Genomic DNA, 22047 nt, shown 5'->3' on the forward strand with positions numbered 1-22047 from the left:
AGATGAGTGAATCTAAATTTTGTCCTAATTGTGGTAAGCAGGTAAAACCTGATGCCGAATTTTGTCCTAATTGTGGCCAGAAACTCTCTCCTGCAAAGCCCAGCAGAAAAGAATATCGTTCTAACCAGACTAACACTTCGGTTCAACCAGTCGCTAGTCAGCAGAAGGTTGTAACAAGAACTGTCCATCAGCCGATGAAAAAAAGAAATAAAATTTTGTTAATCTGTTTAGGAATTTTGGTTGTGGCTTTCGCTGCTTTTTATGCTTGGGGTTCTAATCATTACCAGAGAAATAATCAGATTAGTCAGATTGCAGCGAGTCTAAAAAACCCGCATGCTGATTTAGCTCCATATGTGGTTTCTGAAAATCCAAATGCTAGTGTAACCACAGCGGCTTTAAAACCCACTCAGGAATATTATGCTGATCATTATGTTGAAGCTGACAAGATGGCTGAAGCTTTTAAATATGGTAATCAATATGAAAATGTTAGTTTGGTCCAAAATGGTCGCTATTTACTCTTATTCCCTAAATATTGCTTGCAGTTAAAAACATATTCACCGCAAATAAGAACAAATCATGCTAATTCGACAATTTATATTAATAACAAAAAGTTTGGTGGAGTTGATGGCAGTGGCGAAGATTATTATAAAAAGGTCACACCGTTATTTCCTGGTAAATACCATATTGAAGTAAAATCAACTGCATCAGGTCATCAGTTATCGGCTGATAAGAGTACTAATATTTTTTCCAATAAAGAAATTGATATGAATATCAAAACGGTCAATTTTACGATTAAAAGTATTCCTGCAGCTGCAGTTTATATTAATGATAAAAATGTGGGTAATCTTGATAAAAAAGGAAATAAAGTATTTAAGGATTATCCGGTAACTGATGATATGAAAATTTATGTGGTTACTAAAGTTGATGGCAAAACCATTAAATCCGAAACCGTTGATTATGATGAAATGGGTTTTGAAGATGATGATGACAGTAGCAGCAATGTAATTAAACCAGAATGGCCAGGTCTAATTAGCAAAGATGATGCTGAGGATATTTTAGAAAATGACTTTAATTCTCCAGAGGAAGATGACTTTATCGGTGGTGCAGAAAATAAAGGCTATCAAGAATTACATTCTCAAAACTCTGGCTTTAATAATGACGATGACATTAATGACTATAATATGGAATGTTCTGTAGTTTCGATTACACCTGCACCTAACAACTGTAGCAGCGTAACCTATAAGATTACTTACACTTTTGAGCATGATGATTTTGAACATAAGCAAGTCATGTTGTATACTGGTGGACTTTTTAAACAAACAGGCGATAGCGATGACGGCAGTCAAAAAATCAAATCAATTGGTAATGGCAAAATAATCAGTGATAAAAAATACGATAATTAGGAATATTTGTTAAAAAAATAAAGCTGTCTATATTTTTACCGTCTAGTTGAATAAATCGTGCTATGATAACAGTAACAAGATGATAATCATATTATTTACAAATCAATTGTTACTGCTAGGAGGTATTTTTTATGAAATGGCCGCTAAAAATATATGAATGGACAAATAAACTTTTTCCAACTACCAATAAATATTTTAAAGGAGAAACTGTTTTTTGGAGTTCTACTTATTTGATTACGCTTAAAGGTGGTCTAGTACTAGATGTTAATGATTACCCAGCTTTAAAGAAATTAGGCTATTGGGTTAAGAGTGCTGACCGCAAAAATCTCAAAGTTTGGTCACATTTGTCCCAGCCGGAAGTAGAGCGGAAATTTACTGAAATTACGGGATTAACACCGGACCAATATGATATTGGTTCTATTGCGGGCTTATGGCAACTATGGCCTAAAGTTAGCTAATAATAATGATCTGGAACCACTCTCTTATAGAGAGTGGTTTTAGTATGCATAAAAACAATTAAATTTCCTAATGCAAAACAACTATTATCATTAATAAAATTGTGCTAGTATTTTAATAGATTAAGAAAGAGAGGTAAATTATCATATGTATAAATCAATTCAAATTACTGAAGCAGATTTTATGCTTAATTTGCTTTTTTCTTATCTCTTTAAATTGTTGTTGCTGTTTTTTAATAAGATCAATAAGGGGCTTAGCATTATCATCTATGATATGTTGAGCCTTTTTGATTGCTATATTTCCAATGTGGGAGGAAATTATGCCAAAATTTAAAAAATTTTTAGTCGGTGCAGTTGCTGTTTTAGGGGCTGCCTTTCTGGCTGGATGTTCAAATTCAACTAAAAAACAAAGCGATAGTGGAACACCCAAATCTTTAAACGTACAGTTCGTACCCAGTGTTTCTGCTAACAAGCTAGAGGGAAAAGCCAAGCCACTAGAAAAAATGCTGTCTAAAAGGCTCGGAATCCCGGTTCACGTTTCAGTTTCAACAGATAATAATGCTGTGGTAGAAGCGATGAAGTCTAAAAAAGTAGATGTGGGTTTCTTACCAGGCGACGCCTATGTGCAAGCTCATAAACAACATGCAGCTGACGTCTTATTGCAGTCAGAACGTTACGGACTGAAAGCTCCGAGTGGTACTTGGACTAAAAAGTTAGTTCATACAATGCGTTCAGAAATTTTGGTCAGAAAGGGTTCAGGTATTAAGAGCTGGAAAGATCTGAAAGGTAAGTCAATTTCCATTCAGGGTCCTACTTCGACTACGGGCTATATTTTCCCAGTAGCTGAATTAAAGCAAAAAGGGTTAGATGTTCCGCGCAGCTGTAAGTTAGTTACCGTTACCGGTCATGACCAAGGTGTACTCAACGTTTTAAATAAGGATACCGATGCTGCCTTTGTCTTTGAAGATGCGCGCAATAACGTCATCAAGGATAATCCTAAAATTAAATCGCAGGTTGTCCCAATTTACTACAGCCGTCCCATCCCTAATGATACGATTTCAGTAGTTCCCAGCATGTCTAAGGCATTTCGGGAAAAATTAGCCAAAGCTTTCATTGCTATTGGCAAGTCGAAAAGCGGCAGAAAAGTGATTGAAAATGTCTATGACCATGAAGGATATGTCAGGGCGAAAGACAGTGACTATGATATCGTACGCAAGTACCAAAAGATTGCTGAAGCAATCAAAAAATAACAATCTATTATCAAACTAATTCTTTAATGCACCACTTTGAGATAAATTTAAATTTATCTCAAAGGGTGCATTTTTTTAAAAAAGCAAAATTTCTTTTGCTAAAGAGCACTTTTTACATTTAAATAATAGTATCAATGTTAATAAATACTCACTTTGAAAGGAGACTTGATTATGAAAGTTGTCATTGGCAGTGACAAAGATGGTTTTGTCCTAAAGGAAAAAGTAAAACATTACCTAAAAGAACATGACTATGAAGTTTTTGACGTTACACCAGAGCCCGCTGTGGACTTTGTCGAATCTAGCCTGAAGGTAACACGTAAAGTTTTGGAAAATGGGATAGAAAAGGCTATCATGTTCGACGAGTATGGAGTCGGGTCAGCAATGGCTTCGAATAAGGTCAAGGGCATGATCACGGCAAACTTAAATGAAGAAAGAACCGCACACATGACCGCCATGCACAATGGTGCCAAGGCTATTGCTCTTGGCAGTGGCATTGTCGGAGAAAAGTTGGCCTATTCAATTGTGCAGCACTATTTAGATGCTAAGTATGCAGGTGGCCGTCATCAAATACGTCTGAATATGCTTGAAGAAATGATTTAAGGGGGATCTCATGTTAGATAACGATAGACCGCAACCGGAATTTGTTGATCCTAAGGTCGATAAGCACACTGTTGTAGCTTTAGGAAATGATCACGTTGTTACTGCCGTAAAAATGGCTATTTCTGATCACTTAAAAGAAAATGGCTATCAGGTAATTGATGAGGGCACCCACGATAATACCAGAACGCATTATCCTATTTATGGTAAAAGAGTAGCAGAAGATGTTGCTTCTGGTCGTGCTGACTTCGGTATTGTGCTGTGTGGTACCGGCATAGGTATTTCAACGGCTGCTGACAAAAACGAAGGAGTTCGTGCTGCGATGGTCGGGGATGTTACTCAGGCTAAATACGCCCGTCGTGAACTAAATGCTAACGTATTAGGCTTTGGCGGTATTGTACTGGGACGCGATTTTATTTTTGATATTGTAGATGCTTTTTTAAATACAAGTTATCACGCTACCAGTAAGAATAAGCAGTTAATTACAAAAATTGATCAGATTGCGCAGCCAAATCCTGAACAAAAAGATAATGAACACTTTTTTGACGCTGAAAACAAGAAGTGGGCTGAAGGCGCATACCATGACTAGAAAAATTTAAGGATAAAAGTATGACATAAAATGTAAAAAGCACGGCTTTTTTATTTACATAAGTTACAAAAGGTTACTTTAGTTTGTTAAAGTTACTAACTTCACAAATAAGTAGTATTATTAATGTGAAAAGAATAACTAACAGGAGGAAATAAAATGAATATTGCGCAAGCAATCAAAGTAACTTTTTCAAATGTTGCGATTGTCAGTTCAATAACATCAACAATTTTCATTATTCTATTGGGCTTTTACCTGCGTAAACGCGGTATTTTTACTGAAAAATTCGGTAAAATTTTGTCCAAAATAGTTTTGACGGTTGCATTACCAGCTTTGGCTTTTAACTCATTTATGCAACCGATTAGTAATGAAACTTTATCACAAGGGATGAACGTTTTAATCTGGGGAATTGTAATTTATATCATTTTGATATTCTTGACCCCGTTGTCCTATGTTAAATACCCTAAAGATAAAAGAGATGTTTTAGCCGTACTAACTACATTTGGTTCAACTACTTTCTTTGGTATTCCAATTGTAGGGGCTGTTTTCGGTCCTAAGGGTATCATGTACAGCTCCATCTTTAACATCGGTTACCGTATCTTCTTATATTCGTATGCGTATATAAAGATGTCTGGATTAAAGATGAAGGCCAGCAACTTAAAGAAGATGTTTGTTAACCCAGTCGTAATTGCTACATTCTTGGGTTTGCTTTTATGGTTGTGCCAAAATTACGTGCCGCAAGTAGCTGTTAAACAAGCAGTTAACGGCGTAATTGATGCCAATGCACCAATAGTTCACGTTGCGTTTTACCGTATTGATCAAACCGCAATTTGGCTATATAAACCGATGCAATACTTAGCAAATCTGGCTTCACCTCTAGCTTGGTTATCAATCGGTTCAACGTTAGGCTCAACCTCATTCAAAGAAGCTGCTGCCAACAAGACTTCTTGGTACTACAGCTTTAACAAGGTTATACTAGTGCCAATCTTGAACTTACTGCTTTTGGTTATTTTAACTGTAACTAATATTTTACCTGTCAGCTACATTGCGTTAGGAACAATTATTATCATGATGGCTACCCCAACTGCAGCTGTTGCATCATCTTATGCTATCAGTTTTGATCGTGAGCCGGTGCTATCTTCTGATGCATCATTTATTTCAACAATTATGGCGGTTATTGCCATGCCAATATGGATCGCTTTTCTGGGTGTTCTGAGCCAGATGGGTATATTTCACTAATTAGGAGGGAAATTCTATATGTTTAAAATAGTAGCCTACGGCGTTCGCAAAAATGAAGTAGATTATTTTAAGAAATTAAATAAATATAATTATGATTTACAACTTGAATCTGACATGTTAACCCATGATAATGTTGAAACTGCCAAGGGGGCTGATGCGGTTTTACTCAGAGCCAATTGTGTGGGTGATGAAACCAACTTGGCCAAATTCCACGAGTGGGGCATTAAATATGTTTTCACAAGAACAGTAGGTTATAACCATATTGATCTCAAGGCAGCTAAAAAATATGATATGAAAGTTGCCCGCGTTCCTGCTTATTCACCATACGCAGTGGCCGAATTAGCTATGACTTTAGGAATGATGCTCTTTAGACATACTGCCTTAGCTACCAGCTTGACTAATAAAGGAGACTTTTCAGTTTCGACAGCTACTTTTTCAGGTGAAGTCCATTCAAGTACGGTAGGTATCATTGGTACTGGTAGAATTGGTGCTACCGAAGCACAACTCTATCATGGTATGGGGACCAATGTTTTGGGCTATGATCCTTATCCAAGTGACTTTGCCAAGCAATATGTTAAGTTTGTAAGTCAAGACGAATTATTAGCGCAATCAGACATTGTTTCAATTCACGTACCGTATTTCCCAGGACAAAATGACAATTTAATAGATGAGACTTTTCTAAGTAAAATGAAGAAGAATGCGGTTCTGGTTAATACAGCCAGATCACAACTGGCAGATTACCCTGCTGTGATTAAGGCAATTAAAGATGGTCAAATTGCGGGCTTTGCAAGTGACGTGCTACCTGATGAAGAAGAAGTATTGGGACATAATTTTAATGGTAACATCACAAATGATTTGACTAGACAATTAACAGAATTATATCCTAAAGTTCTATTAACCCCTCATATTGGTTCATACACCAGTCCAGCTTTGACAGACATGATTAATGTCAGCTATGAAAACTTCCACCAAGTTTTGGAAACAGGTCATACTGATAATGATGTCAAACTTGACTAAAGTTTTTCTAATTAAAAACAAGCTACATTAGTAGCTTGTTTTTTTTATTTATTCAATTTGTAGATTTTAATTGGACGACCAATTTTTAAATAATGTACTTTAGCAGAAAGTTTGCCGGTTTTTTCCAGATAATCCAAGTACTTTTTAGTAGTAATGCGTGATAATTTTGATTGTCGTGCTACATCTTGATTGGAAAATTCACCGGCAAGTTTTGAAATAGCAGTTTCAATTTTGGTTAAAGAAAAGTCCGAAAGTCCTTTAGGCAAACCATTATCATTATTTGAGTTATTAATATCTTGAGTGATAAAAATGCGGTCTAGTTCACCTTGTGATACCACATTGTCTTTTTGCAACAATTCGTTATATTTTAGAAAATGTTCAATTGCTTCTTTAAAACGTTTAAAAGAAAAAGGTTTAAGTAAGTAATCCAAAATACCATATTTTAAAGCTATATTGATATTTGAGCTGTCTTTGGCGGCAGAAAGCATAATGACATTGGGGTGGAGATTGTGCTTAATAAATTGTTTCAACAGTTCGGTACCGGAAGTTTTAGGGAGATAAACATCAAGCAATATCAGGTCAGGACTGATTTTTTTAGTAATTGCCAATGCCTTTTGGGCCGTATCAGCTTGATAAACAGTCAAGTTTTCCGGCTTAATAATTCTCGTTAAATATTGTTTGTTAATTGAGCTGACCATTGGGTCATCTTCAACTATTAAAATTGTTAACATTTTATTCCTTTTCGCTTTTTTTCTGCAAAGGTAATTCTATATAAAAATTGCTGCCATGAGGCTTACAAGATGAAACTACAAGATGACCACTATAGGATTTAATGATTTGCTGCACCAGTATAAGTCCATAGCCGTGATCTTTACCCTTAGTTGAATACTTTTGTTTAAACAAATGCTTTTTGACTTCGCTTGAAATACCAGTGCCGGTATCTGTAACTTCAATAATCAAAACGGAACTTTCGCTGTCAAAATTAATTGTTAAGGTAATTTTGCCGCTATCTTTAATTGCCGCGAGCGAGTTGTCAATGAGGTTGCCCAGTATTTTAATCAGGTCCAAATTCAGTTGCTCAGTAACAATCTTTTGCGGTAAGTTGGAGTCTGGCGTAATTTCCAAGCTGATTCTCTGCTCTTGTGCCTGGTTCATTTTCCCCGTCAAGAAGCCAACGAGTGCAGGAGATTCGAGTTGCTTATTCAATTGGCCAAATTCTTGCTGGTAATTTTGGTTTATTTGCGCGATGAATGAATTAACTTGATCATACTGTTTTAATTCAATCATCCCGTAAATTGCCTGCAATTTATTTAGAAATTCGTGTGACTGTGCCCGCAGTGACTGAATGTATTGCTGACTGCCTGCAAGCTGCTCGGATAGTTTCTGATATTTGGATTGATCCTGCAGTAAAGCTACTTGACCAAAAATCTGCTTATGGTATACCAGCTGGCTGACTGAAACAATATATTCTTTAGCATTGATCAAGACCAGTTCATTTGTCTTAGGTAATTGCTGGTTATCTGCAAATAATAAATCATTTAAATTTTTATCCAGAGACTTTCCTACTATTAGAGCAGGAAAAGATTTCTTGGCCAAGTGATTAGCAGTAATTAAAATTTTTTGATTATTAACCACGATAAGCGCTTCATCAATACTATCATTAATAGCATATAATTCTGTGAGCTTAAATGCAATTTCATTTGGCTCCATGTCGAACAGCGTTTTTTTAATGTGCCTTGCTATTAATAACGCCAGCAGTATGCCAATTATTAAGGCAACCAAAGAACCGATCACAACAGATTTTTGAGCAACCCGAATAACTTTACTGATTGATTTATCAGTTAAGCCAACGCAAACAATTCCGATTTGCTTTTCTTGCGCAAAAATTGGACGAAAAATACGGTAGCCGGTTCCCAAAACACCCATACGGTGTGAATAATGCACCTTACCGGAACTTGATTTTTGAGCATCAGAAGGCGAACTAAATCTTTTGCCAATATGATTTTCAGCAGGGTGGGAATAACGAACGTAGTTATTGTCAAGTACCACAATAAAGTCTACTTTAGTCTCTTTTTTTACTTGGTCAGCATATTTTTGGATCGAGTTATCTTTTGTCGGTTTGACTCTTTTTCTTAAAGCAGTTTGTACCTGCTGATTATTGGCGACAATTTTAGCCACACTATTAATTTCTTCTTTGATGATTTGCTTTTGGTTTTGCGCTACTTGATATGATGTGATGGTGCCAGCAGTTAAAATAAAAACAATAGTGGTAAAAAAAACCAGAAAAATAGTTTTTGACTGTAGCGTAAAACGTGTTTTTTTGAACATATATCTTCCTTTGTTTTTTGCAATTATATTTAATTGTAATATAAATTCTTAAATTAAGATTTTTAAAATAAAAAACATAAAAATAAGTGATTTTGCTAATTGGTAAAATCACTTATTTAATTAAAGAAAGAATGTGTATTGTTATTGCAAATGCAAAGCACTGATAACTTGATCAACTGTATTATCCATATTAATACCGGTGAGAAAAGCTAAGCCGTTAATGACCGGAGTACCTACGTCTTCAGTATACTTTGCAGTAGTGACGATTAAATCATAGTCATTTGCTTGACTACGTAATTGGGGAATTGAAGTCTGTGAAAAGCTCACTTTATCACTACCAAAGCCCCGTTTTTTCAATTCTTCTTCCAATTTGTTGCGTGCAACTGTTGAAGTGGCTATCCCAGAACCACAAGCTACTAAAATCTTTTTCATAATTCTATTCCTTTCTCTGACTAAATATTAAATGTGAACTTCTTGAAAAATTTGGTTTAAATCAGCAAATAATTCTTCTGCTGTAGTGTATTTCATGAGTTGTTTTAAATGTTGTGAATCTTGCACAATGCCCATGATTTTTTGCAGCATTGATAACTGTCCTTTTGGCTCTGCAATTGCCATCATAATAACAATGGAAACTGGTAAAGTGCTTTTTGGTTCTCCCATATTATGAAAGTCTACGGGCTCTTTTAATGTCATTACAGCTAAAGTAGATGTTATTACATGTTCTGAATCTGCGTGAGGAATAGCAACGTTAATTTTACCGGTTGGCAAACCCGTAGGAAAGATCTTTTCCCTTGCTAGCACAGCATCTTTATATGTAGAACGAGCATAACCGGCATTTTCAACCTCTAATGCCAGAAAAGACAACGCATCATGATCATTTTTAAATTTTTTATTTGGAAAAACAAGATTTTTATGAATTATTTCCAATATAATCATCTCCATTAGCTTAAATATTTTATAAAAACTGAAGTAGTCTTAAAATAGAATAGCGCTTTCATTAGATATTTGCAATACTTTTAGACAAAAAAATTGTCATATTTTATTTTTTGCAAAATATTTTTGTCAAAAGTATTGCAATTGCACTTAATCAGTCTTATATTAAATTCGAAGCGAAAAAAAGGAGTGTAAATTTGGACGCAACAAAACGTAGAATGAAAATTTTAGATATGTTTCAATCACAAAATACTCTAAAAATTTCTTTTATATCCAAAAAGTTAAATGTTTCCAGGGAAACCATTCGAGGCGATTTATCAGTATTACAAGATCAAGGCAAAGTAACTTTGATCCGTGGTGGTGCTATCTTAATTGTTTCAAAAGATGAAACCCCTTACGAAAAAAGATTAGACTTTATGGTCGCAGAAAAAAACGAAATTGCTGAGTCATTTTGTAATTGTATTAAAGAAGGGGATACGATTTATTTGGACTTCGGTACCACGTCCTTGTTCGTAGCTCAGAAACTTCATAGGTTTAAAAAGCTGACAGTTGTAACTAATTCGCTTCCTATCATCAATGAGCTCTATAAAGATGATAATATTGCACTCTTTGTATTAGGGGGGAGAGCTAGGAAAAATGAAGGGTCTTTTGTAGGCGAAATCGCTCATGAATATTTAGATTCATTAAACATCAATATTGGTTTCTTTAGTGGTGGCGGTTTTGATACAAAGGTAGGACTTTCAAACTTTAGTATAGATGAGTCTAAATTATCAAGAATCTTTGTTAAGAAATGCTTGAAAGTAGCAGTTGGGGTTGATCATTCAAAATTTAATCAGATTTATACCCAAAATGTTGCCAGCATAGAAGATATTGATATTTTAATTTCAGATACGATTGATAGAAAAATATATAAAAAACTGGAAGATAAAATTCCAGAAGTTATCTCAAGAAAATGAGGTGTTTAAATGCAAGTTTTACAATATATAGTTAACTTAGGTGCCTCAGTTATGATACCAATTGTGATCTTTATCATTGGTGTCATTTTCCGCGCAGGTGTGGGTAAATCCCTCAAAGCCGCTCTTTCAATCGGTGTCGGTTTTACAGGAATAAACTTGGTAATTCAACTGCTTACCAATAACTTGGGTAAAGCAGCCGAAGCAATGGCTAAGAACTTTCACTTAGGCCTAGACGTCGTTGACGTTGGCTGGCCAGGAACATCACCTTTAGCGTGGGCATCAGAACTAGGATTAATAGCAATTGTAGTTTCAATTATCGTTAATGTAATTATGTTGCTGACTAAGATGACGAAAGTTGTTAATGTCGACATTTGGAATATTTGGCATATGGCTTTTACTGGCTGTATTGTACAAGTTGTTACAGGCAGCTATTGGCTGGCAATTATCGCCATCATAATTCATTCGGCCATTGTTTTTAAACTGGGTGATATTTTTACTCCAGTTACAGATAATTATTTTGGCTTAAACGGTATTTCAATCCCTCATGGCGATTCAGCAATCATGGGAGTATTTGCTAAGCCAATTGATGATTTAATTGACCACATTCCAGGATTAAATAAAATAGATATTTCTTTTGAAACTATTGAAAAGAGATTTGGAGTTTTTGGTCAACCATCAATTTTAGGTGCCTTTTTAGGATTAATAATCGGTCTATTAGCAGGACAAGGAATTGGTAAAGCCTTAACTTTGGCCATTCAAATGGCGAGTGTCATGGTTTTGATGCCAGTGGTTGTGAAATACATTATGGAAGGTTTAATTCCAATTTCAGACGCTGCCAAAAAAATTATGGATAAGCACTTTAAAAACGCTAATTTCACAATTGGTATGGATCCAGCCTTGTTACTAGGTGATTCCAACGTAATTGCGACCAGTTTATTGCTAATTCCGATTACACTCCTTTTAGCGATGATCATGCCTGGCAACCGCATTTTACCATTTGGTGATTTGGCTACTATTGGATTCTTTGTTGCTATTGCGGCAGGTATTCATAAAGGTAACATTTTTAGAACATTGATTTCAGGTACTGCTATTATGACCATGACGATCTGGATTTCTAACCAAACTTGGAAGTATCAAGTTAAGCTAGGTCGCTCTGTTGGTTTGTTAGCAGCAAATAAGAAAGTGGGCTCATTAGACCAAGGTGGTAATCCTATTACCTATATTTTGGCTAAGGGTCTTTCAAAGGAATTCAGCATTGGGTTGCTTATTATTTTTGTCCTTTGGGTAAGCGCTTTCGTTTATACCTATATCAGCTACAAAAAGAAATCATTGTACAAGATTGATTCAGTCGAAGAAAAAAATTAGAACAAAATAGAACAAGAGGTTAGTAATGTTGCACGAGAATGATTGGTTAAATATTAAGAATAAGGTCTTTATCGTAACCGGCGGCTCTTCAGGAATAGGGAGCGCGATTGTAGATGAACTGCTTGATGATGGAGCTAAGGTTGTCAATGCTGATTTAAATGATGACAAACGTGAAGCACCAAATTATTTATGGGTTAAAACAGATGTCACCAGTAAAGAAGATACAGAAAATGTCGTTAAAACAGCAATTGATCACTTCGGTCAGTTGGATGGGTTAGTGAATAACGCTGGTATTAACATCCCTCGTATTCTGGTTGATCCCAAAGATCCAGACGGAAAATATGTAATCAATGAAAACAATTATGACAAGATGTTTGATGTTAATGTTAAAAGTGTTTTCTTAATGTCTTCTGCAGTTGCTAAAATTCTTGTTAAACAAAAACATGGTGTAATTGTTAATATGTCCTCTGAATCAGGCTTGGAAGGCTCACAGGGTGCTGGAATTTATTCTGGAACTAAGGGAGCAATCAATGGTTTTACCAGAGCTTGGGCAAAAGAATTAGGTCAATACAATGTCCGCGTAATCGGTGTTGCACCAGGTGTACTGGAAGCAACTGGACTAAGAACCCTATCTTATGAAGAAGGGTTAGCATATTCTAGACATGAAACTGTTGAGCAATTACGTGCTGGCTACGCCAACACTTCAACAATTCCTTTAGGTAGGAGTGGCAAATTATCTGAAGTTGCCAATCTTGTTGTCTTTTTCCTTTCAGACAGATCAAGTTATATGACCGGACAGACTGTTAATGTGTCTGGCGGTAAATCAAGAGGATAAACTTTTAAATTTGTATTTCATTTTTAATCTTTTCACTCGTCGTTTTAAAGATGAAAAGAAAAATGATATTGAAGGAGAGATATAATGAGAACAATTTCTGCAGCAGTTGCTGAACACATGGCAAAACTGTCAACAGCTGATGGCATCATCAGCGCCTTGGCAATTGATCAACGTGGCTCTTTGAAAAAAATGCTGGCTGATGCTGCTAATAAGCCTGCTGACGAAACAACGATTGTTGATTTTAAAAAAGCAGTTTCCAGTGAACTGACTCCTTATGCTTCAGCCATTTTGACTGATCCTGAATATGGCTTACCGGCAACCAAAGTTAGAGATCAAGCTTGCGGCTTGCTGCTTTCTTATGAAAAAACTGGTTATGATACGACAGAACCGGGCAGAATGCCTGACCTAATTGCTAACCAGTCTGGATTAAGAATTAAAAATGAAGGTGGCGATGCCATTAAGTTTTTGGTTTACTATGATCCCGATGAAGGACAGGAAATTAATGATAAAAAGCAGGCTTTTGTTGAAAGAGTTGGTGCAGAGGCTTTAGCTAATGAACTACCATTCTTTTTAGAAGTTTTAACTTATGACGCAAATATTGCTGATGCTAAAAGCGAGGAGTTTGCAAAAGTTAAGGCCGATAAAGTGCTTAAAACAATGAAAGAATTTTCCAAACCCCAATACGGTGTAACTGTCTTAAAGGTTGAAATTCCTTTCAACATTAAGTTTGTTGCCGGCTTTAATGGGGACAATAACGTTGTTTACACTCAAGAAGAAGCTAAGGATTTGCTAAAGAAGCAGTCTGAAATAACTGATTTACCATATATTTTCTTGTCTGCTGGCGTAACCAGTGAAGAATTTATCGCTGAAATCAAAATGGCTGAAGAAGCTGGTGCTGATTTTAACGGTGTTCTTTGCGGGCGAGCTACTTGGAAACCCGCAATCAAACCTTTTGCGGCTGAAAGTGAAGCAGCAGGTAGAAAATGGTTATCTACTCAAGGTAAAGAAAATATCGAAAGCTTGAATGAGGCTCTTAAAAAGGCTAAGTCCTGGCAGGAAAAGTTAAAAATTGCTAAGTAATTTTTAGATTAAAAGAAAACTTTCTACACAGTAATTAGATGTAGAAAGTTTTTTTATTTAATATGAAGATTTTCAAAATAAGACCAATATTTTTGTTTCCGAACTAGTTTTGTCGACCGAGTGCCGCCAAAATGAGGTAATTGCTGTTTAATTCCGTTCATCATTTTGTTTAAAAATGAAAAAGCGGCACTTGCATACTGTAGTTTAATTCATGCATTCTTCTCATTCAGATATTCAAATCAAACAAAAACAGAGGGCAAATTGCTGCCTTCTGTGATCAGTGTATTTTAATCTGCTATTTTTTTAGCGTTTTCCATTGCTTTCATAATTGCAGGATTTTTGGAATGACAATCCTTAATCATTTGCAAGTCTTCTTCATCTAAAATAACTTCGTATTTGCTCATTGTGTTTTTCCTTTCTGCCAAATCTAAATTTTACTATAACACTTTATTGGGTAAACGAGTAAAACTAGTCAAAGTTTTTCATTTGTGTTGCAAAATCAGTTTTGATCAGCGATGTTTGCACATTGCAAACGGGTGTTCTTGCTATTAGCAATTCAAGTTTAATCCCTTGCTACTGCAGCGTTTTCAAGCACTAAATTTAGAATAAATTTGTGTTACAAGTGTGACATTTTGAGTGGCAGAGGTAATTAATTCTTAAAAGTTGAGTGATATTCCTGTTATGGTTCTGCAACTTTAACGTTGTACTATATAAACCATCAAATTGAATAATACTTTGCTATTTTTGATTTGAAAAAATTGTTAAGGATTTTTATTTAAGGAGAGAATTTTTTTGAAGGTAAAATCTATCTTAGTTAAATCAGCAGCAGTAGCAGCATTATCTGCTTCAGGAGTTGCGATCATGAGCAAGGCTAATACTAGCGATGTTCAAGCAGCTACTGTAGAAAATGATGCAGCAGTTGTGACTGTAAACTACGTTGATGGCAATTCAATTCGTGTTTGGGACAGTTACAAACATCCTGAAGCTACTGGGCAAATTTTACCAAGTAATTCTTCTTGGAAAGTCATTAAAACTGCTTATGACAAGAAGGGTCACAAGTGGTATGACCTAGGCAAGAATCAATGGGTTAGAGCTAAATATGTTAATAAAGGCTACTACCCAGCAAATGAATCTCAAAATACAGCAGCTGCAACCGGCAGCGTAACGCAAAACAGTACAGTTGCTGCTAATAATGATTCTACAAATTATAATAATGTAAATTACACTGCTGCTGCTTCTGATACAGAAGCAGGGGCTAAGGCATGGATTGCAAATCGTGAATCCGGTGGCTCATACAGTGCACAAAATGGACAGTACATTGGTAAATACCAACTTTCTGCTTCATACCTTAATGGTGACTACTCAGCTGCTAACCAAGAACGTGTTGCTAACAATTACGTTGCGAGTCGTTATGGTTCATGGGCAGCTGCTAAACAATTTTGGCAAGCTAATGGTTGGTACTAATTAGCTGGCTGTTAAAAATAAAGATTGATATCAGTAGACGCTCGTGAATTAGCGTCTGCTTTTTATTTTCTAGTTACTTAGTTTTATTTTTACCAATTTAGTAAATTAACTAATATTTCAAGTTTTTTTTGAATTGAAAAAATAATTTAATTGGAATTCTCTAGTAATAAGTTTAGAATTAAATTTATACCAAAAAGAGCCAATATAAGAGTAACTCTCGAGGAAGATTATGAAGAAAAGCAAACTTGCTATTGCCGTCGTTAATATTATTTTTTTAATCACAATTCCAGGATTGACTTTAGGTGAACCTGAACAAGCAGCAGCAGCTACTATTAAAGGTTACGTTAAAGTAAAAAAGAAGAAAAAAGTACGACTTTATAAGTTATCTGGTAAGCATTCCAACTTTTATGCGCAATCTAAATACCGGTATCCCTATAGCGCAAAGAAAAAGATTGGCAAGAAAAAGAAAATGGCTTATAAAATTGGCAACAATTCCCATTGGATTCTGGCTAAAGATGTCAAAGTCATTAAAAAGAGTACCAAACGTGTTTATACCAAAGCAAAAATGGTGCTGCCAAGCGGCTATACTAAAACTGAACTGTTATCTGCCTATCAGGGCAAACCAAGTAAAAGTTTTATTGATGCATCAATGCAGGGGATGAAGATCAATGATTTTAGCCGTCTAAAAGTATCTGAAAGTAAAGCTGATGATGAAACCCAAGTAGATTTGGGTCAGCTAACCCAACAGCAGATTGGTGATCTAACAGCTTTTTCTTTAAGACTGATCAATGAGGCTAGAAATGATTTAAACCTAGCTCCGTGGGTTGCAAGTGGCGGAACAGGTAAGTTAGCCGCTGACATTGCGCTAGAGTACAGTAAAAACAATAAGACCATTAAAGACAGCCACTATGTTCCCGGAATTGTTCGTGCATGCAATGCTAACGGCTTAAAACTTGATGACAACTTTGTTGAAGATATGGCTGGGTTTTATAATCCTAATTCGACAATGACTATGACAGAACTAAAAAAGAGTATCTATTTTGGTTTAAAACAAATGATTTTTGGTTATGTCGGCAGTGGCGAAGAAGAAAGTGCCGACCGGAATTATTATCAGGAATGGGAGCACGCTGGCGATTTGTTTAATACTCAAGGATCGTTGCATGATGGCGACTACAATTATTATGGCTTTAGTATCTCTCATAATGATAATATTTGTTCTTTGCACTTTATCAGCGTTCCCACATACATTGTAAAAAGTAAAAAATACAACTCTGGGTTTGAGCCTTAAAAAGAGCAGCCTTGTTGACGGGCTGCTCTTGCTTTCACTTATAAGTTTGACAAGATAGGATATGAAAATGTTAGTATACATTCGTTTGGCCAAAAAAGAAGATCTGGATCAGGTCATGACAATCATTGATGAAGCAAAGAAGCTATTAAAAAAAGACGGCATTCCTCAGTGGCAAAGTGGCAGTCCCAATCGGGAAATGCTTACTGAAGATATAGCTAAAGAGCGTGCTTATTGCCTTGTAGCAGATCAAACCATAGCGGGAGTGGCAGTTTTACTGACAACACCTGATCCCAACTATGCACAAATAGACGGTTCTTGGGCAAATACTAGTGAACAATATGCCACCATTCATCGGATTGCAATAAGCACAGAATTTCGCGGACAGCACCTGAGTCAATTTATGATGTCAAATTTAATTTCTCGTGGTCTAATGTTGGGCATCAAGAACTTCCGTATTGATACCCACGCACTTAATCAGCGCATGCAGGGCCTGATTAAAAGTCAAGGGTTTAATTACCGGGGGATAGTTCAGGTTGATCAGACTGAAAACAGTGCCAGAAACGCCTATGAGCTCAATTTATCATAAGAAAAATATTTTTTTGCTTGACTTGCAGGACACAATTTCCTATACTATTTAATGTTGAGCAAGCAAGTAAAAGCTCAAATGGCATTGGGTTATAGCCAAGCGGTAAGGCACTAGTTTTTGGTACTAGTATGCGCTGGTTCGAATCCAGCTAACCCAATTGTTCTTACGAACACCCAACCCGAAAAAGAAGCAGTTTTAAATAGACTGCTTCTTTTTTTGCCTGTTTAATTCCAGTAAAAGATGAAGAAAATAAAGTACAATTATTTAGCTTTTGCTATTTAAATTTTATATGAATGGGTTTATTATATTTTCTGTGCTTTGTTTGTAATGTTTATATTCAAAATGAGGTAAAACAAACATAAAAATATGAATAGCGGTAACAACAAAACAATTGTATTTGGCCATAGGGGTTATCCCGCTAAATTTGCTGAAAATTCGATGGAAGGTTTTCGTAACGCAGTTGAAAACGGGGCTGAAGGGATTGAATTTGACGTTCATTTAACTAAAGACAGTGTACCAGTGGTTATGCATGATGAAAAGGTTGATCGTACAACTGATGGCAGTGGCTATATTAAGGACTACACTCTTCAAGAATTGAGAAAGTTGCATCTAGCAAACGGTGAGCGGGTACCAGAACTGAAAGAATTATTTGCGTTACTCGCAAATCGCGATCTTCAGATTAATTTAGAGCTTAAAACAAATACTATTCATTATCCTGGAATTGAAAAAATTGTTTTAAGTCTCGCACAGAACTATCATTTTATTCATCCCATTATTTACTCGTCATTTGATTATGTTACTTTAAAAAATTGTCAGGAGATTGACCCTAAGCAAATTTATTGTTACTTAACCGATGAGGATGTAACTAATTCGGCTAAATTAGTTAAAGATAATCATTTTGCTGGTATTCATCCGGGAAAGTTTTTGCCGGCGAGTGAAGCAATAACTGAGCGTATTTGGACGGTAGATGATCCCCAAACTGCCAAAAAATATTTTCAGGAACATGTTGCAGGTATTTTTACCAACAATTATCCTGCGATGATTAAACTAAGAGACCAAATACAAGGCTAAGATAATCTGCATTTTAACAGACACCTTTAATTCAAAAATTTAAAGGTGTTTTTTAATTAAAACGATTTTGTTTTATACCAATTGTATGAGCTAAAAATTAGAAAAATCTTGTAGAAAAATAATTTTATTAAAGGTATAATTTAGATAATTAAAAAGAAAGTTTGGTGAAAGATATGGCAAAATTAATTAAATATGTCCGCAAGGGACTAGCTGAAACCCCTTCTAGCCCAATCTTAAAATTTTCAGATTACGCTAGTAAAATCCCTGATGTAGTTAAATTTACTCTCGGAGAACCCGATTTTAATACTCCTGACCATATTAAGGAGGCTGCTAAGAGAAGTATTGATGAAAATCATTCTCACTATGCTCCTTCAAATGGAACAATGAGTTTGCGTAGAGCCGCTAGTCAGTTTTTGAGTAAAAAATACGATCAAAATTATGATCCGGAAACTGAGGTACTAGTTACTACCGGTGTGACTGAATCAATTTTTGATGCCGTTTTAGCAACTCTTAATTCTGGCGACGTGATGGTTGTACCCACGCCTATTTTTCCGCTCTATATGACGGATGAAAACATTATTAATGAGGGTATAGAGGTTGTTAAAGTTAACACATCTGATGACGGCTTTAAGTTGACGCCAGCAAAATTGCAAAAGGTAATTGATCAGTACGGAGACCGGGTGCGAATGCTGGTCATGAATTATCCGACTAACCCAACTGGGGTAATGTATAGTCAAGATGAATTGGACGCATTAGCAGATGTTATCCGCGACAAACCAATTTTTGCACTATGTGATGAAATCTATAGTGAATTAAACTATGACCAGCCTCACGCATCAATGGAAAAATCATTGCATGACCAAGTTATTTTAATGAACGGCGTTTCCAAGTCATGGGCCATGACCGGTTACCGTATTGGGATTGTTTGTGCTCCAAAAGATATTTTGCAGCAAATTGCAAAAATTCACCAAGCAATTGCCACAACTGAACCAACACCAATGCAAGATGCAGCAGAAGAAGCCTTTAAGAACGGAATGGATGATGCACTGCCAATGAAAGAAGAATTTCAAAAGCGGCGCGATGTTCTATATGCCGGTTTAACTAAATTAGGCTTTGAATGTGCTAAACCCCAAGGCGCATTCTATATCTTTGCCAAAATACCAGAGGGCTTCGACCAAGATGATAATCAATTTATCTATGAATTGGTTGATAAAGCTCATGTAGCTGTTTCTGCCGGCTCTAGTTTTAGTGAGGGCGGACAAGGCTATATTAGATTTTCTTATGCTGTTGCTATGGATCAAATTAAAGAGGGATTGAAGCGATTAGAAAAGTTTGTTAAAGAAAATAAGAAATAATTTTTAAGCAAATTTTGCTTGCAATCACGTGCGTTTTTCGGTATTATAATTAACGTGCGTGACGGAGGAGTAGCGAAGTGGCTAAACGCGGCGGTCTGTAAAACCGCTCTCTCTGAGTTCGGCGGTTCGAATCCACCCTCCTCCATTATCACTGGGTTATAGCCAAGCGGTAAGGCACTAGTTTTTGGTACTAGTATGCGCTGGTTCGAATCCAGCTAACCCAATAATCAAAAAGACGACTCGTACGAGTCGTCTTTTTTGTTACTTCAGGCTATGTTATTAACCTTAATATACTTATTCTTATCAATTACATAGTAAAGCTTCTTTTTAATTTTGATCGGATTACCATAGACCCGAACTGATTTGCCTTTCTTTACCAGTAATTTACGAATTCTTTTGCCTTTTTTGTTATAAACGAATGAATTGTGCTTGATTTTTCTTTTCTTACCCTCAATGTCTTGTGAGTTAGCAAAAATATTTTTACCCAGTTTATAAAACTTTTGGTTATTAATAGTTTGTGTACCAAAAGTTTCAACAGTCATTCCTGGTTTAAGAATAAAGCCTTTGATTGGACTGCCTGTTTTATCATAAACCTGAATTGAGCAATAAATTGTACGTGGCGCCTTAACATTGTTGCTATCAACTGACTGCGGCTCTACCGTTTGCTTTTCATCTTTGGCTGGTATTGCGACCGGCTCATCTTCTGTGGCTTTTTTGTTATTTTGGACTTCACTAGCGGGAGCAGAAACAGGAGGGACATTAGTTGAAATACCTGTAGTGGTTCCGACTGAACCAGCGGTAGAATTGTTGGACTCAAAACTTGAGTCTCCTTTATTAACAGGTAAGTGATTGTCACTAGTGGCGTGATTTAGATCAATTGAACCATTAGACCAAGTTATAGGCTGACTGACATAGGTTTCAGCTGGACAATTGACATCTTCTTTATCGTATAATTTTGCTAATTCTGCTACCGAAATTGCTTTTCCTGCAGGTTTAGCTATGCTGCCATTACTTACTGGGATAACCTTAGGCATTTTGAAAGTAGCAAAAGCTGCTGGTTTCAGCCGATGCTTTCCGAGACTAAGAATAAAACCATTACTGTTATTGCCTAGTCCGTCTAACATGCTTGTCATTTCAAAAATGTTACCCGTATCCCAGTGGCTTAAGTTTAATTGCCTTAAATTAGGATCATTGAACATATAGCTCATATTAGTGACGTTATATGTTTGCCAAGAAGTAATATCATCTAAATCCGTAGCAACTATCCCATTAAACATATAACTCATGTTTTTGACATTGCCGGTTTTCCAGTTAGCCAATTTTAGAGTTGTTAATGAAGTGTCACCCTCGAACATGTGACTGAAATCAAAGACACTGTCAGTCCTAAAATTATCTAAATTGACCTCAGTTAATTGAACATCATTTTTAAACATGCTGTTCATGTCCCTGTTTGAGATTGTATCCCATGAGCTCAAATCAAGCTGTTTGAGACTAACGTCATTAGCGAATAAACTGCTTAAATCACTGGCATTGCTGGCATCAACATTATCTAGACCGATAAAACCAATTAAATTCGGTAAATTAGCAAACTTGCTACTGGAATTACGTGCTAGGCCAGCTTTTAGATACTCGCCATAATCAGCCATCACTAATTCAAACTTAATATATTGGATATCGCTAGGACTAACTTTTTCACCTTCGTAATCATGATCGGCCAACATCTGGCTGATTGGTGTCGCTGACAAAACCCCACCTTTAATTGTTAAGGTCTTTGTGTCCTCGTTATAGGTCCAGTCACACTTGTTATCTTTACCGCGAGCGGTAAATTTTTCGTTTTGTGTGCTTTTGGTAACACTATTTTCAATTTCTGACTTACCAGTAATGTTATTTTTAAAACTGTTATTATTTTTGGTGTCAGAATCACTTACTGAAATGGGTGACGAGTTAACACTGGCATATACCGCTTTTTCAGTAGTTACCATAGCCGATCCAATTAAAGCGCTTGCAATTAAACTATAAGAGAAAAACTTAACCCTGTTATTTTTTGAAAAATAATAGGCGTTATTTTTCCCCTCTCCATTATTAAACTTTAGCATAATTAAAACCTCTTTATGTAATTTATACATTTACCTTTACCATAGGGTATACAGCATTTTTTATGGTAGGTCAACTATTTATATCGAGGAATTAAATACTTTTTGTTATCTAAAAAAAGCCAAAATAGTCATTACTATGCACG

At 35.9% G+C, this 22047-nt stretch carries 21 protein-coding genes and 3 tRNA genes; 19 read left to right on the forward strand and 5 right to left on the reverse strand.

The window, feature by feature from the left end:
- The first annotated feature begins 2 nt into the window (after nucleotides 1–2).
- The 7 genes from JF73_RS09295 (at nucleotide 3) to JF73_RS01920 (ending at nucleotide 6547) form a co-directional block, all read left to right on the forward strand.
- Nucleotides 3–1403, forward strand: a complete 1401-nt coding sequence (locus JF73_RS09295; protein WP_052727760.1) for a zinc ribbon domain-containing protein — start codon at nucleotides 3–5, stop codon at nucleotides 1401–1403.
- A gap of 131 nt (nucleotides 1404–1534) precedes the next feature.
- Nucleotides 1535–1861, forward strand: coding sequence for a hypothetical protein (locus tag JF73_RS01890; protein WP_046326768.1), 327 nt, complete (start codon nucleotides 1535–1537; stop codon nucleotides 1859–1861).
- A 317-nt stretch (nucleotides 1862–2178) separates the two neighbouring features.
- Nucleotides 2179–3108, forward strand: coding sequence for a phosphate/phosphite/phosphonate ABC transporter substrate-binding protein (locus tag JF73_RS01900; protein ID WP_046326770.1), 930 nt, complete (start codon nucleotides 2179–2181; stop codon nucleotides 3106–3108).
- Nucleotides 3109–3279: 171 nt separating this feature from the next.
- The gene (gene lacA, locus JF73_RS01905) at nucleotides 3280–3708 is read left to right on the forward strand and encodes a galactose-6-phosphate isomerase subunit LacA (protein ID WP_046326771.1); all 429 of its coding nucleotides are present in this window, start codon (nucleotides 3280–3282) and stop codon (nucleotides 3706–3708) included.
- A 10-nt stretch (nucleotides 3709–3718) separates the two neighbouring features.
- Nucleotides 3719–4294 carry a galactose-6-phosphate isomerase subunit LacB gene (gene lacB / locus JF73_RS01910; RefSeq protein WP_046326772.1) on the forward strand — a complete coding sequence of 192 codons (576 nt, stop codon included), beginning with the start codon at nucleotides 3719–3721 and terminating at the stop codon, nucleotides 4292–4294.
- A gap of 156 nt (nucleotides 4295–4450) precedes the next feature.
- Nucleotides 4451–5530 (forward strand): AEC family transporter, encoded by a 1080-nt coding sequence (locus tag JF73_RS01915; protein ID WP_046326773.1) that lies wholly within the window; start codon nucleotides 4451–4453, stop codon nucleotides 5528–5530.
- Between the two features lie 18 nt (nucleotides 5531–5548).
- Nucleotides 5549–6547, forward strand: coding sequence for an NAD(P)-dependent oxidoreductase (locus JF73_RS01920; protein WP_046326774.1), 999 nt, complete (start codon nucleotides 5549–5551; stop codon nucleotides 6545–6547).
- Between the two features lie 44 nt (nucleotides 6548–6591).
- Here JF73_RS01920 and JF73_RS01925 read toward each other — a convergent pair whose 3' ends face one another.
- The 4 genes from JF73_RS01925 to JF73_RS01940 form a co-directional block, all read right to left on the reverse strand.
- Nucleotides 6592–7278, reverse strand: coding sequence for a response regulator (locus JF73_RS01925; protein ID WP_046326775.1), 687 nt, complete (start codon nucleotides 7276–7278; stop codon nucleotides 6592–6594).
- 1 nt (nucleotide 7279) lies between these two features.
- The gene (locus tag JF73_RS01930) at nucleotides 7280–8875 is read right to left on the reverse strand and encodes an ATP-binding protein (protein WP_046326776.1); all 1596 of its coding nucleotides are present in this window, start codon (nucleotides 8873–8875) and stop codon (nucleotides 7280–7282) included.
- A 141-nt stretch (nucleotides 8876–9016) separates the two neighbouring features.
- On the reverse strand, nucleotides 9017–9307 hold the full coding sequence (locus JF73_RS01935; protein ID WP_046326777.1) for a PTS sugar transporter subunit IIB: 291 nt from the start codon (nucleotides 9305–9307) through the stop codon (nucleotides 9017–9019).
- 27 nt (nucleotides 9308–9334) lie between these two features.
- Nucleotides 9335–9802: a PTS sugar transporter subunit IIA gene (locus JF73_RS01940; RefSeq protein WP_052727761.1), complete on the reverse strand. Its 468-nt coding sequence runs from the start codon at nucleotides 9800–9802 to the stop codon at nucleotides 9335–9337.
- A gap of 203 nt (nucleotides 9803–10005) precedes the next feature.
- Here JF73_RS01940 and JF73_RS01945 point away from each other — a divergent pair, with 203 nt between their 5' ends.
- The 12 genes from JF73_RS01945 (at nucleotide 10006) to JF73_RS02000 (ending at nucleotide 20032) form a co-directional block, all read left to right on the forward strand.
- Nucleotides 10006–10764 (forward strand): DeoR/GlpR family DNA-binding transcription regulator, encoded by a 759-nt coding sequence (locus tag JF73_RS01945; RefSeq protein WP_046326779.1) that lies wholly within the window; start codon nucleotides 10006–10008, stop codon nucleotides 10762–10764.
- Between the two features lie 9 nt (nucleotides 10765–10773).
- Nucleotides 10774–12129, forward strand: coding sequence for a PTS galactitol transporter subunit IIC (locus JF73_RS01950; protein ID WP_046326780.1), 1356 nt, complete (start codon nucleotides 10774–10776; stop codon nucleotides 12127–12129).
- A gap of 25 nt (nucleotides 12130–12154) precedes the next feature.
- Nucleotides 12155–12964: an SDR family oxidoreductase gene (locus JF73_RS01955; protein WP_046326781.1), complete on the forward strand. Its 810-nt coding sequence runs from the start codon at nucleotides 12155–12157 to the stop codon at nucleotides 12962–12964.
- An 84-nt stretch (nucleotides 12965–13048) separates the two neighbouring features.
- Nucleotides 13049–14044 carry a tagatose 1,6-diphosphate aldolase gene (locus JF73_RS01960; RefSeq protein ID WP_046326782.1) on the forward strand — a complete coding sequence of 332 codons (996 nt, stop codon included), beginning with the start codon at nucleotides 13049–13051 and terminating at the stop codon, nucleotides 14042–14044.
- Nucleotides 14045–14836: 792 nt separating this feature from the next.
- Nucleotides 14837–15508, forward strand: a complete 672-nt coding sequence (gene apf, locus JF73_RS01965) for an aggregation-promoting factor (RefSeq protein ID WP_046326783.1) — start codon at nucleotides 14837–14839, stop codon at nucleotides 15506–15508.
- 229 nt (nucleotides 15509–15737) lie between these two features.
- The gene (locus JF73_RS01970; protein WP_046326784.1) at nucleotides 15738–16796 is read left to right on the forward strand and encodes an SEC10/PgrA surface exclusion domain-containing protein; all 1059 of its coding nucleotides are present in this window, start codon (nucleotides 15738–15740) and stop codon (nucleotides 16794–16796) included.
- 67 nt (nucleotides 16797–16863) lie between these two features.
- Nucleotides 16864–17382: a GNAT family N-acetyltransferase gene (locus tag JF73_RS01975; protein ID WP_046326785.1), complete on the forward strand. Its 519-nt coding sequence runs from the start codon at nucleotides 16864–16866 to the stop codon at nucleotides 17380–17382.
- 85 nt (nucleotides 17383–17467) lie between these two features.
- Nucleotides 17468–17539, forward strand: a tRNA-Gln gene (locus JF73_RS01980).
- A 209-nt stretch (nucleotides 17540–17748) separates the two neighbouring features.
- Nucleotides 17749–18453 (forward strand): glycerophosphodiester phosphodiesterase family protein, encoded by a 705-nt coding sequence (locus tag JF73_RS01985; protein WP_046326786.1) that lies wholly within the window; start codon nucleotides 17749–17751, stop codon nucleotides 18451–18453.
- A 173-nt stretch (nucleotides 18454–18626) separates the two neighbouring features.
- Complete coding sequence (locus tag JF73_RS01990) at nucleotides 18627–19808, forward strand: aminotransferase class I/II-fold pyridoxal phosphate-dependent enzyme (RefSeq protein ID WP_046326787.1); 1182 nt, start codon at nucleotides 18627–18629, stop codon at nucleotides 19806–19808.
- A gap of 63 nt (nucleotides 19809–19871) precedes the next feature.
- A tRNA-Tyr gene (locus JF73_RS01995) sits at nucleotides 19872–19953 on the forward strand.
- 7 nt (nucleotides 19954–19960) lie between these two features.
- A tRNA-Gln gene (locus JF73_RS02000) sits at nucleotides 19961–20032 on the forward strand.
- 42 nt (nucleotides 20033–20074) lie between these two features.
- Here the strand turns inward: JF73_RS02000 and JF73_RS02005 are convergent.
- A complete protein-coding gene (locus JF73_RS02005; RefSeq protein ID WP_046326788.1) occupies nucleotides 20075–21904 on the reverse strand; it encodes a BspA family leucine-rich repeat surface protein in 1830 nt (609 codons plus the stop codon).
- Between the last annotated feature and the right edge of the window lie 143 nt (nucleotides 21905–22047).

This window comes from Lactobacillus helsingborgensis, assembly GCF_000970855.1.
Taxonomy (GTDB): Bacteria; Bacillota; Bacilli; order Lactobacillales; family Lactobacillaceae; genus Lactobacillus; species Lactobacillus helsingborgensis.